7 protein-coding genes are annotated in these 16,649 nt (G+C 66.0%); 2 read left to right on the top strand and 5 right to left on the bottom strand.

The window, feature by feature from the left end:
* Positions 1 to 24 precede the first annotated feature (24 nt).
* Entirely contained in the window at positions 25 to 9,672 is a 9,648-nt protein-coding gene (locus ACQKLX_RS12855; RefSeq protein WP_427361960.1) for a peroxidase family protein, read from the bottom strand.
* Between the two features lie 238 nt (positions 9,673 to 9,910).
* Here ACQKLX_RS12855 and ACQKLX_RS12850 point away from each other — a divergent pair, with 238 nt between their 5' ends.
* Entirely contained in the window at positions 9,911 to 11,353 is a 1,443-nt protein-coding gene (locus ACQKLX_RS12850) for a sensor histidine kinase (protein ID WP_427361959.1), read from the top strand.
* On the opposite strand, the gene ACQKLX_RS12845 is transcribed toward ACQKLX_RS12850, so the two are convergent.
* From ACQKLX_RS12845 to ACQKLX_RS12835, 3 genes are all read right to left on the bottom strand, one after another.
* The gene (locus ACQKLX_RS12845; RefSeq protein WP_427361958.1) at positions 11,316 to 11,981 is read right to left on the bottom strand and encodes a response regulator; all 666 of its coding nucleotides are present in this window, start codon (positions 11,979 to 11,981) and stop codon (positions 11,316 to 11,318) included. The two genes, ACQKLX_RS12850 and ACQKLX_RS12845, sit on opposite strands and share 38 nt — an antisense overlap.
* A 461-nt stretch (positions 11,982 to 12,442) precedes the next feature.
* Complete coding sequence (locus ACQKLX_RS12840; protein ID WP_427361957.1) at positions 12,443 to 13,492, bottom strand: Gfo/Idh/MocA family protein; 1,050 nt, start codon at positions 13,490 to 13,492, stop codon at positions 12,443 to 12,445.
* Positions 13,489 to 14,301, bottom strand: coding sequence for an HpcH/HpaI aldolase family protein (locus ACQKLX_RS12835; protein WP_427361956.1), 813 nt, complete (start codon positions 14,299 to 14,301; stop codon positions 13,489 to 13,491). Before ACQKLX_RS12835 ends, ACQKLX_RS12840 begins: the two co-directional genes overlap by 4 nt.
* 104 nt (positions 14,302 to 14,405) lie before the next feature.
* Here ACQKLX_RS12835 and ACQKLX_RS12830 point away from each other — a divergent pair, with 104 nt between their 5' ends.
* Positions 14,406 to 15,539, top strand: a complete 1,134-nt coding sequence (locus ACQKLX_RS12830) for a mandelate racemase/muconate lactonizing enzyme family protein (protein ID WP_427361955.1) — start codon at positions 14,406 to 14,408, stop codon at positions 15,537 to 15,539.
* Between the two features lie 8 nt (positions 15,540 to 15,547).
* On the opposite strand, the gene ACQKLX_RS12825 is transcribed toward ACQKLX_RS12830, so the two are convergent.
* Positions 15,548 to 16,603 (bottom strand): LacI family DNA-binding transcriptional regulator, encoded by a 1,056-nt coding sequence (locus ACQKLX_RS12825; RefSeq protein WP_427361954.1) that lies wholly within the window; start codon positions 16,601 to 16,603, stop codon positions 15,548 to 15,550.
* Between the last annotated feature and the right edge of the window lie 46 nt (positions 16,604 to 16,649).

Below are 16,649 nucleotides of genomic sequence, written 5' to 3'. Positions count from 1 at the left end.
CGGGGTGGCTCAGGGCCCGGAGCATCAAAGGGCGATGTTGCCCGAGCCCAGGGTGAGGGTGCCCTTCAAGCTGATCTGGAAGTCGGCTTCCTGATCGCCGCCGGTATTGCCGGACACCACCGTGTAGTCGCCGTCGGCCCTCGTCTCGTAGGTCACCATCAGCTGGGCGGAGCCGGTGAAGGCCGGCCCGTTCACGAGCGTGAAGCCCTGGTTCCCGGAGAGCCCGGCATGGGCGTCGATCCCGGAGAGGTCGAGCCGGTCACCCGGTTCGAAATCGAGGATCGTGTCGCCATCGGCCGCCTGCGCGCTGTTGAAGCGGAAGACGTCGTCGCCGGCGCCGCCCTCGATCACGTTGACCGCGTTGCTGGCGGTGATCGTGTCGTTGCCGGAGCCGGTCGCGACATTCTCGATGCCCCACAAGGTGTCCTGGCCGGTCTGGACACTGACCGCGCTGCCCCGCCCGAGCAGGCCGGAGCCGAGATCGACTGTGACGGATGCGGTCACCACCGACATGTCGAGCGTATCGATGCCAGTGCCGCCGGCAAGGTCATCGCCGTGGTAACTGTCATTGCCGTCGCCTACCGCCGCGATGAAGAGGTCGTTGCCGGCGCCACCCACGACGGTGTCGTCGCCCGCGCCGCCATCGAGCCGGTCATTGCCGGCGCCGCCGAAGACCCGGTCGGCACCCGCTTCGCCGTAGAGCGCATCATTGCCGTCGCCGCCGAAGCCGTGGTCGTCGCCGGCACCAAGGAAGACGGTGTCCGTTCCAGCCCCTGCATCGACGAAGTCGGCGCCTTCGCCAGCGGCGATGTTGTCGTCCCCGGCTTCGCCAGTCAGGACGTCGTCGCCACCGAGGCCGACGATCGAATCCGCCCCTGCCGTCCCGATCAGGAGATCGGTCTGGCCCGTCCCGGTGCGGACCGCCCCACCTGACGGATTGGGCGCCGGCGTGCCGGTATCGTCTTCGTCGTCGCAGCCGCAATCATCGTCATCATCGTCGTCGTCACCGGAGCCGGCGCCGTCGTCATCCTCGTCGTCTTCGTCTTCGTCATCCTCGTCGTCGTCACCGCTGCCAGTATCGTCCTCGTCGTCCTCATCCTCGTCGTCGTCGCTGCCAGCGTCGTCCTCATCGTCGTCGCCGTCGCCGCTGCCAGCGTCGTCATCGTCTTCTTCATCGTCCTCGTCGTCGTTGCCGGCGTCGTCCTCGTCGTTGACCTCGAAGATCCGCTCGTCGAGGCCGCCGAGGCCGGTGACGCGGGCGACGATGTCGGAGAACTCCTGGCCGTCGATGAAGTCCTCGTAGAAGTCGAAGGCCTCGAGCCGATCCTTGTAGTAGAAGCGATCGGCCTCCTGCAGCCGGTCGAACTGCTCATGCAGGACGACCCAGAAGGTCTGGCCGACGACGCCGCCATTGATATGCGTCTCGGCAAGGCCACCGACCCAGAGATCCACCCGGTCGATGCCCTTCACCGTGTTGCCGTTGACCAGCGTGATGTCGGGATTGGCCGCGACGAAGGCCGCGAGCTTCTCCGGCGTATCGAGCACGAGATCCGGATAGGCCTGCTTGAACTGGGCGATCACAGCATCGCTCAAGCCGTTGCGGGCCTGGAAATCCTCCCAGGAGCTATAGGGAGACAGGTCGCCGGCATAGCCGACCGCTTCGGCGATGTAGCTGTTCTGCGACTCAGCCAGATCGGCGCGGATCTGGTTGAGCGTGCCGAGCCCGACATCGCGGCCGCGTGCGACGTTGAAGGAGAACAGGTCGGCCTGGATGCGGACGAGGTCGTTGCGGACCGCATCGACGATGTTGAAGTCGACCTGCTCGGCGGCCTGTCCGGCGATGCCGGCCAGGATCGGGTTGACGCCGTACTGCTCATAGCCGGGCTGCGGGACATAGCCGTATTGCGCGAGCTGGCTCAGCGGTGCGTTGAAGACATCGGGATCGTTGCTCGGATTCAGGAAGGCGTCGAACAGCGCCACCTGCTTGGGCTGGCCGTTCTCGTCGAGCACGGTCAGCGTCTGCCCGATCAGCGAGTGGCCGACGCGATAGACCGCGGCGGCGAACTCATGCGAGATGCCGGGGTCGGCATCGGGATTGTAGCCGTTGTTGCCGTGGTCGCCGAGGCCGCGCATGCCACCGAGCAGCATGTCGGCGAACTCGTTGAAGACAACGCGCTGATATTCGGCCTCGTTGATCACCTTCGCTGCCTCGAACAGCTCCTGTTCGGTGCCGTCGAAGCCGGCTTCCTTCAATTGCTCGGCATGGAAGTTGTGATTGCGCGCCCAGATCGTGTGCATCGAGGTCAGCGCGAAGTTCTCGTTGGCCCGGCCATCGCCCGCGACATAGTGATCGAGTGCGTTGATGAACGGGTTGCTGTCGAGCAGAAGCGCCTGGCCCGAGCTCATGAAGTTGCTGGCCAGCTTCGCCAGCACCTGGGGATCGAAGCCACCGGCCGCGTCGATCAGATCGCCTGTGACCGTCTCCGAGACCGGATAGTTGGAATAGTAGTCGCGGAAGTGGATCTGGCCGCCGGGCAGGGACGGGTCGACGAACAGCGTGTTGTTGGCCCAGTGATGCTGGATCGCCTCGCGCAGTGTCGGCAGCAGGTTGAAATCCGGGTTCGACGGATCAGGAGCGCCCTTGAGCAGGTTCGCCGTCAGGCCGCCATTGCCATCGCCCTCGCGCAGAAACTGGGTGACCAGGGCATGCGAGCCATAGGCCTGGTTCTGGTCGACGAAGGCGGTGGTCTTGTTGAGGTGCTGCGGCACCCCGTCGGCGCCGATCGCATGGACCTCGCCGCGCGTCAGGTCGGCCGGGTTGCCCTGGCCGGGCGTGCCGATGCCGGGGGCGCCGATCTGGACCGTGCCGTTGGCTGCGTTCTTCGGGATGAAGTCGAGGCCGTGGTCGAAATACTGGCCGAACGACATGAAGAAGATGTTGGCTTCGTTCGAGGCCTTGGGCAGGCCGGCTTCCTGGCTGCCCAGGATGTTCGAGATGGCGCGCGGGTCGAGCCCCTCGAAGATCGGATTGAGGGCGCGGTTGTTGGTCGCCGCGTCATAAGCCCCGTAGCGCGCCTCGGTCAGCCGGATGAACGGCGTGTCGGAGGCCCCCAGCGAAGGATCGTCCTCGTTGTTGCCGGCGCCCGAGATGGTGCGCGGACCGAGCGCCCCGTCGGCGTCGTCATCGTCGTCGAAGGGCCGCTGGCCGTTGATGAGCCGCTTCAGCCCCTCCAGGTCGCGCGGCGTGATTTCGAAGGCGCCGCGCGGCAGCTCGCCCTCCTCGCGGATCACCGGCGTTCCGGTCGAAGCGAAGGTGATGGAGTGCGTGCCGTTGGAGAGCGTGGTCGTCCCGTTCGGGTTGTTCGTGGTGGTGTAGTCGGCGAGCGAGCTGCCCTGCATCAGCTCGATCACGTCCTGCGGCCGGAGCGTCCCGACGATCGTGTCGTTACCGCCATTGGAGCGGAACAGGATCCGGTGCGCCGAGGTCAGGCTTGAAATATCGACGCTGTCGTTACCGTCCGAGCCGTTGATGGTGATCGTGCTGGTGCTCAGGCTGGTCGGGCTGAAATCGCCGATCGCCAGAACCTGGTCGTTGCCCGCCCCGGTGTTGATGACGATCTCTTCGATGCCAGTCAGCTCGCCGATGACCGAGGCGAAGTTCGTGCCATTGCGCGTGATGACGATCTGCGTCGCGGCGTTGAGATTGTTGACGTCGTTGCCGGCCACCGCATCCCATGCCGCGCGGGTATAGACGCGATAAGTCTCTCCGCCGGCGTCGCCGTTGACGACGAAGGTATCGGTGTTGGCACCGCCATTGACGATGTCGCGATCGTCGCCGGCGTTCCAGACGATGGTATCGTTGCCGTCACCGGCATTGATCGTGTCGTTACCGTCTCCGCCCCGGATCAGGTCGGCGCCGGCATTGCCGTTGATCGTGTCGTTGCCGTTGAAGCCGAGGATCAGATCGGCGCCGGTGCCGCCATTCAGCGTGTTGCCGCCATTCGTACCCTGGCTCAGGGAGTAGACGGTCGCGCCGAACTGCACCTGCTCGATCGTGTTCAGCGTGTCGGTCCCGGTGGCGGCGCTGGTGATCTCAAGGGCGCTGCCGTCGAGGCCGAAGCTGTAGTCGGTCGCATTGCCGGCATAGACGACCCGGTCGGTTCCGCCATTGCCGGTGAAGCTGTTGTCGCCGGCATTGCCGGAGAAGGTGTCGTTGCCCGTGCCTCCGCTGACATTCTCGATATTGGCGATCGAGGCGAAGCCCGAAGCCGTGCCCGCGGCGAGGTCGACCGTAATGGCCGCACTCGATGTATAGGCCAACGTATCGGTGCCGGCGCCAAGATCGGCCGTGATGCGCTCGATATCCGCGTTGAGGGCCGTGATCGCCTCGACGCCGGTCAGGCGCGTGCCGTTATAGGCGACGCCAAGGGTTTCCGCCCCAGTGCCGCTGTCGACGATCGCGAGCGTGTCCGTGTCGGCGCCGCCGCTGATGCCCTCATTGGCGCCGCCGTTGTCGATGTCATAGACGATGGTGTCGTTACCGCCCTGGCCGTTCATCGTGTCGGTGCCGCTGCCGCCGACGAGCAGATCGTCACCGTCGCCGCCGGTCAGGATGTCGTTCTCGTCCTGGCCGAACAGCGTATCGTTGCCGGAACCGCCGGTCAGGATGTCGTTGCCATCGTCGCCATAGATGATGTGATCGTGCGCGCTGAGCGCACTGCTCACCGTGATGGTGTCGGCGCCATCGCTGCCCGTCCGGATGACGAAGGTCTCGTCGCGAGATTTACCCAGCTCGTCGCTGGCCCGGATGTTCAATGTGTAGGCCTGATTGGCTGTCATCGTTCCGCCGGTGCGATTGACGAGACCAGCCGAAGACACGGTGAAGCCGGGGCTGCCGCCCGGCAGCAGCGAGTAGGTCCAGCTCGTGCTGTCGGGATCGACGGCCGCGAGCGTGGCGATCAGGCCGTTGCCCGGCAGGTTGTTGTTGTTCGGGACGACCGCATTCCAGCGGATATCGATGGGCGGGTCGCTGAAAAGCTTGATGCGCGCCCCGTCGGCGAACAGCGCGTACTCGACATTGCGCAAGGTATCGACGCCATCGGAGACGATCTGGCGCCCGGTTTCCGGGTCGACCGCGGTAGTGACGTTCACATGAGCGACCGTCACCGTGCCGTCGGCATTGTGCGTGATCGTGTAGTTCGGCGTGCCGTCCGCGGCCAGGAAGCTGTCGTTGAAGACGGCGACGTCCTCGCCGGCCGGGCCTGTTTCCAGGATCTCGCGCACGATCTGGAGCTGGATCGGGTTGACCGCGCCCGACAGCATCAGCGCATGCAGCGGCTCGCCGTGCCAGTCATCGAACGGCGCGGTATTGCGCAGGCTTTCGCTGACGGTGACGAGCTTGCTCAGTCCGTCGGCCGTCGCCACCTCGTCGCCGTTCTCGTCGACGATGGCAATGCGGACATTGAGCCAGGCGTCGCCGTCGATGAAGTCGTCGCCGCCGCGTCCTTCGATCACGTCACTGCCGCCGCCGCCAAGCAGAATGTTGCCGCTGTTGAAGGCGATCACCTTCTCCAGATCACCCGTGGCCGGGGCGTCTGCGATCAGGTCGCCCATGATCTCGCGCAGCCCGCGGATCCGGTCGACACCGGCCTGGCTGAGCTCATGGCCGACCATGGTGTTCTCGGCGCCGGCCAATGGCGCTCCCGCCGGCGCCTCGACATCGCCGCCGCGATCGTCACCCCAGAGATGATCGTTCTTATCCCAGCCGGAGAGCGCCTCCACGGCGTCGAAGCGGTCGCGCAGGATGTCCTGCTCGTCGGTGGTGAAGATCGGCTTGGTCAGGTCGGAGTCGGCGGCCTGGGCATTGCCCTTGTGGATCGCCCAGTCGAAGCCGAGCATGCCCTCGTTGCGCATGACGCTTTCGCCCTGGACCATGATGTCGTCGCCGGATTCGGCGTCGAAATCATGCTCGTCGGTGCCGGCGAACATCACGTCATGGCCCAGGATGGTCGAGTTGAAGAACAACTCGGAGTTGTCGCCGGCCGTGGTGTCGAAGCCGCCGCCGCCCTCGATCCAGTCGTCGCCCTCGTTGCCGAGCAGGAAATCGCCGCCTTCGCCGCCGAGGATGAAATCGTTGTCTAGGCCACCGAAGGCTTCCTTGCCGTCAGGGCCGGTGATGATGACGTCCTGGCCCTCATTGCCGAAAATCAGGGCCAGGCCACTGCCGCCATGGATGACGTCGTTGCCGGCCTCACCGTGCAGCATGTCGACTTCGCCGATATCGGTGCCGCTGTTGGTGATGATGTCGTCACCGTCGCCGCCATGAATCTTGTCGACGCCGTAGCCGGCTTCGATCCGGTCGTTACCGCCCTTGCCCCAGACGCTGTCGTCGCCACCGCCGGCGATGATCGTCTCGGCCGCGTCGGTGCCCTGGATCAGGACATGGTCGTTGGTGTTGACGCGGATATAGCGGGCGACGGCAGTCGGGTTGGTCTCGGGATCGATCAGATTGCCGGCCGCGTCGCGGCGCTCGACCATCGGCGAAAGCGCTTCGAGGAAGGGGTCATCCTGCTGCGGATCGTCATAGCCGAAGCGGTTCTGCTGGGCGTGATCCATGTAGAGGACATGGTCGGGCACCGAGAAGATGTCGCCGGGCAAGGCAAAGCCGGTCTCGCCGAGATCGGTGTTGTTGAGCACCATCTTGGCGAGCGAATTGTTCTCGAGCTCGTTGAGGAAGTTCAGGCCCTGGACACGCGAGAGGTAGTAGAACCGGTCGGCGTTCTGCAGGTTCTCGAGTTGCAGCTCGAAGATGAAGGAGAAGGTCGAGCCGAGCATGCCGCCGAAGGCCATCTTCTTCTCGGCGAGGCCGCCGACCCAGAGATCGACCAGGTTCAGGCCGCCGAGATCGGAGGCATAGATGCCGCGCCCGCCGAGGAAATCGAGCCGATCGGCCGGGGCGCCGGTGCCACCGAAGACCAGCTTCATCGCCGCTTCGCGCTTGGCGTCGGCCGTCAAGGCGCCGGTGATCGTGCTGTGCGTGCCATAGGCCGCGATGAAGTTCACGATCGAGGCGGGGTTCTTGAGATTGAGCGCGAAGTCGGTCCAGCTCGTATAGGGATCGAGCTGGCTATCGCCGTTGGCGATCTCCTTGAACTGCGCGCGCGCCAGGTTCAGCGGCGGAATCCCGGTGTCGCGGCCGCGAGCGATGTTGATCGCCGCGAGGTCGAGCGGAATGCCGAGCAGCTGGTTGCGCAGGACGTTGGTGACGAACTCGTCGATCTCGTTGCCGACCTGAGCGGTCATGCCGCGCACGATCGCGCCGGCGGCGGTGTCGTGGTCGACCGTCGCGGAGCCGAAGGCGAGCGGGTTCAGGAAGGCGTCGAACAGCTTGAGGCTGGCATCGGTGCCGTCGGCGTTCACGATGTCGACGGTCTCGCGCAGCATCGAGTGGCCGAAGCGATAGACCACATGGGCGAACTCGGCGAAGATCGCCGGGTCGATATCGGTCGACGGGTTGAACACGAAGGCGTCCACATCCGGCTGGATCTTGCGGGCGAACTCCTCGAAGACGAGGTGCTGGTATTGCATCTCGGTGCTGAAGCGCGCCGCCTGGAACAGGCGCTCGCCATCCCAGCGCAAGGTTGCAAGATCGGCAGGCAGCGCGGTGATCGGCGCCTGAAGCCATTCGCTGATGAAGGCGAGGTCGCCCGAGGCGAGCACCTTGGCCTTGACCTGATCGACCGTGTGGTTGTGCTCGGAATGGAAGACGTGGTGCACGGCAGAAAGGCCGATGTTCTCGTTGCCGCGGCCGTCGCCGGTCACATAATGCGCATCGAGCAGTTCGTCGTCATAGACCAGCGTTCCCGCCGCGAGGCCGACCACATCGTCGGCATCCGCCGTGAGCGCCTGGCCGCGCGAGTTCACCGTCGCAGCCGTATGGGCGATGTCGTCGATGAAGGCATGGCCGGTGCGGATGGCGTTGACGACCGTGCCGCTCAACGCCCCATGGCCAGGTGGGATCGTCACCTGCGACGGATCGACCGGAGCGCCGAGATTACCCTCGACCAGAATGTCGTCCGAGGTGCCGAACGCGCCGTCGAGGCCGACATGGGCGACGAGCTGCGGCAGGCCGTTGGGCCCGCGGATGAACTCGCCATATTCGTCCATGGCGAAGAGCGGGATGTTGCCGATATCCTTGTCGGTGAGCAGGAAGCCGAGCTTGTCGGCCGCCTGCTCCTTGACGTCGGCCCAAGTCGCCAGGCCGCGCTCGCCGGACAGCAGCTTGCCGGTCGACAGCGGCTCGCCGTCGACCATCGCGTATTCACGCATGAAGAGCTGCTTCGAGGCGTGCGAGCTGTAGGTCTGGTTCTGGTCGACCCAAGGCGTCGTCAGGTTCGGCGCGTCCGTATTGGTGCGCGTCACCACCATGAAGTTCGTACGCGGGCTCGCGGGATTATAGAGCGGGTCGTCCGGCTGCAGCGGGATGTAGACGGTGCCACCGCCCTTGGCGACGAGGTCGAGGCCGTGGTCGAAGAATTGGCCGAACAGCGTGAACCAGGAATTGAAGGGCGCGGAGAGCCCCTCGTCCGGCGCGACGTTCGGAATGATGAGGGATTCTCCCTCCATTTCGACGCCATGCGTGCCGAGGAGAGTGTCGAGATCGGCCTGAGCGTTCTCGACATGCTGCGCGGCGGCCAGATCGGCCTGCGCCGCGCTCAGCGTATCCTCCGCGGTGGCCACCGCCGCATCGGCAGCGGTCACCGCCGCGCCCGCCGCGGCGAGCGTGCTCGCCGCGGCGGCGGCCTCCCCCTGCTCCTCCACGAGCTCGGCCTGTGCCGCCTGTGCCGCGGCGAAGGCCGCAGCCTCGGCAACGGGATCGTTGATGCCGTCCGTGAGCAATTGGACCAGGGCGGCGTTGGCCGCGTCACTGGCCAGTTGGGCTCCGGCCAGCTCAGCCTGAGCCGTGGCGTCCGCTACCTGGGCGTCGGCAAGCGCCACCGCTGCTGCCGCGGCGTCCGACTGCGCATCGGTCAGCACGGCTTCGGCTGCGGCGACGTCGGCCTCCAAGGCCGCAATGGTCGCCGCCTGACCGGGCGCGGCGGCGATCGCGGCGTCGAGAGCCGCCTTCGCAGCGACGATCTCCTGCAGAGCCGTGTTGAGCGCCGCACCCGATAGGCCGGCATGGACCAAGGCGGCATAGATCGCTGCCGGGTTCTTCAGCGTCTGGTCGACGATCAGATTCGAGATGATGCGCGGATCGGCGTCGACGACGGTACCGGGCACGATCGCGCCACCACCCGCAGCATGGTCGCCATAGTCGTTGTTCTGTCGCGTGGGATCGTCGGCATCGGGGCCGACATAGCCCGGGAAGGGCATCGCGTCATCGTCCTCGTTCCGCCAATAGGGATCCGTCAGCTGGGAGAACGGGTTGTCGGCAGCGCCCCACTCCTCGCGGCCAGGGATCATGTTGTTGTAGCTGCCGTCGACAGTGCGCAAGCCATAGGGGGCGAGCGGATGGCTGATCGCCAGCACGGCACCCGGCGTCCCCGCCGGAACCACATTGCCGTTCGCGTCGACATGGATTTCGGTCAGCGGCGTGCCGGAGGAATGCGCCTCCGCGATCTTGATCTGGCGGAGAATGAACTCGAGATCATGGCGAACGAGATTGACCATCACTAAACTCCTCAGGTCAAGAAGACATGCATCCTCATTCAGGGAATCGTCTTCCCTGACGTTGCGTCTTGATTGGACAGGTTTGCGCCTGCTTCCCCCGTGCGCTAGGATTCGTGGCACCCAAATCTTCGAACAATTGGGATGACCAGCGATCTTAGCGTTTTGTTAACCTAAGGATGCAGCGCCAGTGCCGACACCGCTAGAGGTCAAAGTCGAGCGAGTTGCGAGTCCAGAGACCGTGCAGCCGGCACCTCAGGAGGTCGGTAACGAGGGCCGACTTTCGTCGGTAGCCAATGCCGCCAGGAGACGGTGGGGCGAGGTCTCGCTGGAGAGGCGCTTTACCTTCGTGACCGTTGCGGTGGTGATGCTCGCCATGATCCTGCTCGGGCACTGGGTCGACCGGCGGGTCCGGGCGGGCTGGACGCAGATCATGGCCGAGGTCGCGGCCTCCTATATCGAAGCGGTCATTTCTCCGCATATCGCGGATCTCGAACGTGACGCGCAGCGTCTTACCCCGGCCATGGAAGCCAGCCTGCGCGCCGTCATTCGCGAGGGAGCGCTCGCTTCGAAGGTCCGGGACCTGAAAATCTGGTCGACCAGCGGCGAGCTGATCTTCTCGACGGCCGGACCGCCACGCGGTGAAAAGCTGCGACCACCGCAACTCGCCCGCCTGCTGGCCGGCGAGACCATCGCGCCGGGGCACAACCATGCCGGTGTCAGCGACCGGGATGTTATCGAGATCTATTCGCCGATCTACGACCGGGACAGGCGCCGCGTCGTCCTGATCGGCGAGTTCTACAAGCGCAACGATCTCATCGGCGAGGAGGTCAGCCAGCTTAAATACGCGCTCTGGTTCCTGATCGCGAATGTCGGCTGCGTGATCGGCGCGGCGCTTTACGCCTTGATCCGGCGGGCCAGCCGCGTGATCGCCAGGCAGCAGGCGCAGCTCGAGGCCAATGTCGAGCGCGCCTCGGCCTTGGCCAAACGCAACAGCGCGCTGCGGCGGGCTGCGGACCGCGCCCGCATCAGCGCGGCGCTGACGAACGAGGAATACCTATCCCGGATCGGAGCCGACCTGCATGACGGCCCGATCCAGATGCTGAGCCTGATGATGCTGCGCCTGCCGCCGCGCTCGTCGGACCCTGCGATCGAGGAGATCCGCGACACCTTTCAACCGTTGATCGAGCAGACGCTCGGCGAGCTGCGCAACCTTTCGGCAGGCCTGGTCCTGCCCGAGATCCGCGATCTCTCCCCGACGGCGACGATCGAGGCGGCTGTCACCTCGCATGAGCGCTACACCGGCACGCAGGTCCGGCGCCTCTTTCGCGATCTGCCGGCGGAGATGCCTGAAGCCATTCGCGTCTGCGCCTTCCGCGTCATCCAGGAAGCGCTGATGAACGCCTACAAGCATGCGGGCGGCAGCGGGCAATCCGTCACGGCTGCGTTCGAGCTGGGGAATCTGATCCTTGCGATCGAGGATGCCGGCGGCAAGAGCCAGGCCGGCGAAGGTGGCGGCCTGGGCTTGCGCGGCATGCGCATGAGAATCCACGCCCTGCGCGGGATGCTGACGGTGGCCAAGACTCAGGCCGGCGGGACCCGGATCGAGGTGCTGCTTCCCGTCAGAGCGCGCTCACTGGTGGCGCCTATCGATCCTGACGAACTGCCGGAGGCTGGGGCATGAGCTTCTGCGCAGCAATGACCACTTCAAGCCGATTCCGGGCGTGAAGCTTCGCCATCAGGTTGCTCATATAGCTCTTGACCGTCTTCTCGCTGAGGGCGAGCGCAGCGGCGATCTCCCGATTGGGCTTGCCGCAGAGCAGCAGCCGCACGATCTGCTCTTCCCTGATGCTGAGCTTGAGCTGCTGCGCTGCCTGCTTTTCCGCTTCCTTCGCCTGCAGGGCATTGATGACCTTGGCGGCGAAGTAGGGGGTGATGAAAACCTCGCCGCGACGCACGGCTTCGATCGCCTCGATCAATTCCCCGACCTGGCTGCCCTTGAGCACGAAGCCGGAGGCTCCCGCGGCGAGCGCCCGAACGGCATGGTCGCTGCTGGTCGAGGCCGTAAAGACGATCACCCTGGTTGCGGGCGCCTGCATCTTGACCGTCTCGATCGCCTCGAACGCATCGCCCGGCATGTTGAGATCGGCCAGAACGATATCGGGTTGGTGGCGGTTTGCGATCTCGACAATATCGGCCGCCGTATTCCCCGACGACACCACACGCAGATGCGGACTGCGCGACAGCACAGCTGCAATGCCTTCTGCAAGCAGCGGATGGTCGTCAACGATGCCGATCGTTACGGTGCCCATTTGACTTGACGCAGACTCCCACCTTCAAGCGCCAGCCATTGTCCCATTGCGGTCCAGCATTGTAAATGCCTCCTTAACACGACAGTTAATTGCATATCCGTTCGGTAATCAATTTACGAGAATTACGACACACCGATACACGCATAAGTATTCTTTTATCCAGCTTCCACATGGACAAACATGACCTTGCGTCAGTTTTTGTCGAATCCACCTTGCGCGACGCCCGATCCTGGAGCAACGGTTGCCGAGCCAGATAGTCTTTCTTCGCTCGCAGCGGACGCCGGAAGGAGAAGCAGGGTCTTCACTTGATCCGGCCCGATCAAAGCGGCGCTTCTGCAGGCCGTCTCGGTCGATGAACTGCATCGATCGGCGCTCTGCGCGATCATCCGGGTTCCATCGCAGCGCGACCTGAGCCGGGTAGCCCGAAGACAGGCACAGCTGGCGTTGGCGCGACATCGGCTTCAACGGCGAACGGGGCCAGGCTCGGCCCAATAGTCCGTGAGCGAGACCGAATCCCCATGCCGCCCAGCTTCTTGAATGGCGAGGCAGAGGGCGACGGCGTTACGCGCTTCGACGAGGCTGAGCGATGGCTCACCCTGGCCGGCGAAGGAGGCGAGGGCCGAAGCGAGGTTCTGTTCAAGCTCGAACAGCTCGCCCGAGAACGCGATGGCGCGTTCGCCGGCATCACTCTCGCCGTCGGCCCGGACCCAGAGCGAGAAGCTCGGATGCTCGGCGCGGTCGAAGGCGCCGCTCCAGCTCGTCCGGATCGCGCCGGTGCCGCCAGCAATCTCGAGCAGGGAATGGTGCTGGAAGCCGGCGAGGCACTGCGTCACCAGGGCGCTCGAACCATCTTGCCAGTCGAGCAGGGCCGAGAGCGTCTGCGGCATCGCCGAGCCGTCGCTGGCGCGGGCGGTGACGCGATACGGCAGTCCGTTCTCCCGCGCGTACCACATCATCAGATCGACGAAGTGGACGAGTTCCTCCAGGCTGTAGGAGCCGACGCGCGCCTCGTCCTGCCGCCAGCCACCGGAGCCCGGCCGGAACGGACGTCGGAAGAGCGAGAGATGCTGATGGGTCACGCGCCCGATCTCGCCACCGGCGATAATCTCGCGCACCTGCCGCCATTGCTGCGACACCCGCAATTCGTGATTGACCGCGACGTTGCGGCCGCTGGCCTGTGCGGCTTCAAGGACCGCATCGCATTCCGCAAGCGTGGTGCCGAGCGGCTTCTCCAGGATGACGTGCTTGCCCGCCTTCAGGGCTTCGACGGCGTAGTGCGCATGCAGGTGGTTCGGCACCGCAATCGCGACGACGTCGAGCGGCAGGGCGAGAAGCTCCCCGAAGCTGCGGACGAGCTGTGCCTCGGGATGGGAAGACGTGGCGGCCTGCGCCGCCGCCTCACCACGGCAGAAGATGGCTGCGAGTTCCGCGCCCTGCAGGCGCTCATAGACACGCGCATGCTGGCGCCCCCAGGCACCGAAACCGGCGAGCCCGATCCGCATCGCGCTCATGCCTTCCTGGTCGCGATGCCGGCGGCGACGCCATGGAAGCGCGACGCGGCCGCGTCGGCATTGCGCAGCAGCAGCGAGAAATCGTTGGCGACCGAGACGAAATCGAAGCCGGAGCGGATATGGCGCTCGGCGATCTCATCATTTGGAGCGAGCGCGCCGACCGCCTTGCCGAGCGGCCGGCAACGCCTGAGCCCGTCCTCGATGGCAGCGGTCACCTCGGGATGGGCGGCCTGCCCCGGCATGCCCATGCTGGCGGCGAGATCCCCTGGCCCGAAGAAGACGGCGTCGACCCCGTCCACAGCCGCGATCTCCTCGCAACGGTCGAGCGCCTCCTTGGTCTCGATCTGGACGATCAGGAAGAGCGACTGGCTCGCCTGCGCCGCATAGTCCTTGAAGCGGGTATAGCGGCTGGCCCGGTGCATCGCGGCGATGCCGCGGACGCCATGCGGCGGATAGCGCAGCGACTGGACGGCGCGGGCGGCCTCTTCCGGCGTCTGCACGAAGGGTAGCATCAGCGTGGCGATGCCGGCGTCGAGATGCTGCTTGATCAAAAGGGGATCGTTCCAGAGCAGCCGGACGATCGGAACGGTCGGCGTCGCGGCGATGGCGCGGCAATGCGCCATCGCGTCATGCAGCGAGACCGGCGCATGCTCGCCGTCGACCAGCAGCCAGTCATAGCCCGACCAGCCCAGCGCCTCCGTCGCATCGACCGAGTTCAGCATCGACCAGATGCCGACGAGCGGCCGGCCCTGGCGCATCGCCTCGCGGAACGGGTTCGGCCGGGTGGCGTGGATGTCGCTGGCGGTCATGGGCATCTCTCCCGAAGCTGGCTGATCGATGAGCGTGAAAAAGCTGGCGCGTGGCCTTCGGCGCGGTCTAAGCCGGCATGAGGACGAGCCGGAGTGCGGAAGACATGGCCTACCCGTCGGATGAGGTCGTCATCACCACCGTCAGGGCGGTGGCGGTGCGCGCGCCGATCGAGACGCATGTGCGGACCTCCTTCGGCATCATGCGCGACCGGCCGGCGGTCTTCGTCGAGGTCGAGGACGACAAAGGCAATCGCGGCCTCGGCGAGATCTGGTGCAATTTCCCCTCGGTCGGCGCCGAGCATCGCGCGCGCCTCGTGCTGGAGACGGCCGGGCCGCTGCTGCAGCAGCTCTCGCCGCTGCCGGTCGGCGATGTCTTCGAGAGGCTGATGGACAGACTGCATGTCCTCGCCATCCAGTCCGGCGAATGGGGGCCGCTGCGCCAGGTCTGCGCCGGGCTCGACATCGCTTGCCATGATCTGGCGGCGCGGCACGCCGGACTGCCGCTCTATGCCTATCTTGACGGGCAGGCCTCGGCCTCGATCGCTGCCTATGCCAGCGGCATCGGCCCGGAGGCGCCGGCGGAGGTCGCGGCCTGCGAACTGGCGCGCGGGCATGAAAGCTTCAAGCTCAAGGTCGGCTTCGGCACGGAGACCGATACCCGCTCGCTCGACGCGATCCGCAGCGCGATCGGTGAGCGCCGCCTGATGATCGACGCCAATCAGGGCTGGAGCCTCGACCAGGCGATCGCGCACGGCAGGAAATTTGCCGGCTACAAACTTGATTGGCTGGAAGAGCCCTTGCGGGCCGATCGCCCGCTCGACGAGTGGCAGGCCCTGCACGAGGCGATGCCGATCGCGATCGCGGCCGGCGAGAACATGAACGCGGTCGCGGAATTCGAGGCGGCCATTGCCTCGGGGCTCTTCCGCTTCCTGCAACCGGATGCGGCGAAATGGGGCGGCCTCAGTGGCTGCCTGGCGGTGGCCCGGGCGGCGCGCGCGGCCGGCCTGGTCTACTGCCCGCATTATCTCGGCGGCGGCATCGGCCTTTTGGCGTCTGCCCATCTGCTGGCGGCGGCGGGCGGCGAGGGCCTGCTGGAGATCGACACGAACCCGAACCCGTGGCGCGACAAGCTTATCGCCGGGCTGATGCCGCTCTCCGGCGGCCGGGTGACGTTGAGCGATCGACCCGGCATCGGCCTTTCCGGCGATCTGGAAGGCATCGTCGCCCGCGCAGCGTAGGGGCGGGCTCACGTGCTGCCCCGCCTCACCAGCTCGAAGCCGAGATCGTGGACGCCACCGGTCGGCAGGCGGCCGGCGATGCGCTCGCGCAGCAGCTCGGCGATCTTGAGGCCGATCGCCCGCCGCGGCAGGCTGACCGTGCTGAGGCCGGGTTCGCAGGCAGCGGCGAAGTCGACATCGCCGACGCCGCAGATCTTCAGCTGATCCGGCACCGACCAGCCGAGCCGCCGCGCCTCGAACAGCGAGCCGAGCGCCACCACGTCATTGGTGCACAGCACCGCGTCGACATCGGGATGGCCGGCCATCAGCTCCGCGAAAGCCTTGGCGCCCCGGACTGAGGTAGGCAGGCCGGGGAGCTGTACCTCCGCTGGAGCCTCATAGCCGATGCTCAGCGCCGTCTCGAAGAAGCCGGCACGCCTCGCATCGGCCCGGTAATCGCGCTGGTGCATGGCGCCGACGAAGCCGAGCCGCTTGGCGCCGCGTTCCTTGAAATGCCGGGCGACCACGACGCCAATGTCGCGCTGGGAGAAGCCGACCGCCGTGTCGATCGGATTGTCGGTCAGCTCCCACATCTCGACGATCGGCACGTCGGTGTCGAGCAGTGCGCGCATCGCGCCGCGGCTGTGCCGGCAGCCGGTGATGACCAGCGCCGCAGGCGACCAGGCCAGCATCGAGGCGATCAGCCGTTCCTCACTCTCCAGCTCGTAATGGCTGTTACCGATCAGGAGCTGGTAGCCGGCGCCGGCCAAACCTTCCTCGATCGCTTCGAGCGTCACCGAGAAGAAGGCGTTGATCATCGAGGGGATGATCACGCCGATCGTCTTGCTGCGGGCGCTGGCGAGCGCGCCCGCCATCAGGTTCGGCCGGTAGGAGAGATGATCGACCGCCGCCTCGATCTTGCCGCGGACCTGCGGCGAGACCAGCTCGGGCTGGCGCAAGGCGCGCGAGACGGTGGCGGTCGAGACGCCGGCGACGCGAGCGACATCGGCCATGCGCGGCCGCGCCGTGCCGAGCCGCTCGCGCGGGGCTGGTTTCGCTCCCTCGGTTCCCTTCGCGCCCTTCATGATTCCCCTGCGAAACAAGAAAAGGCGCGGGGACCCCTCCCCCTTG

Origin of the sequence: Allobosea sp. NPDC003192, assembly GCF_050275675.1 — a bacterium.
Lineage (GTDB): Bacteria > Pseudomonadota > Alphaproteobacteria > Rhizobiales > Beijerinckiaceae > Allobosea.
This window is presented reverse-complemented; position numbering and strand designations above follow the sequence as displayed.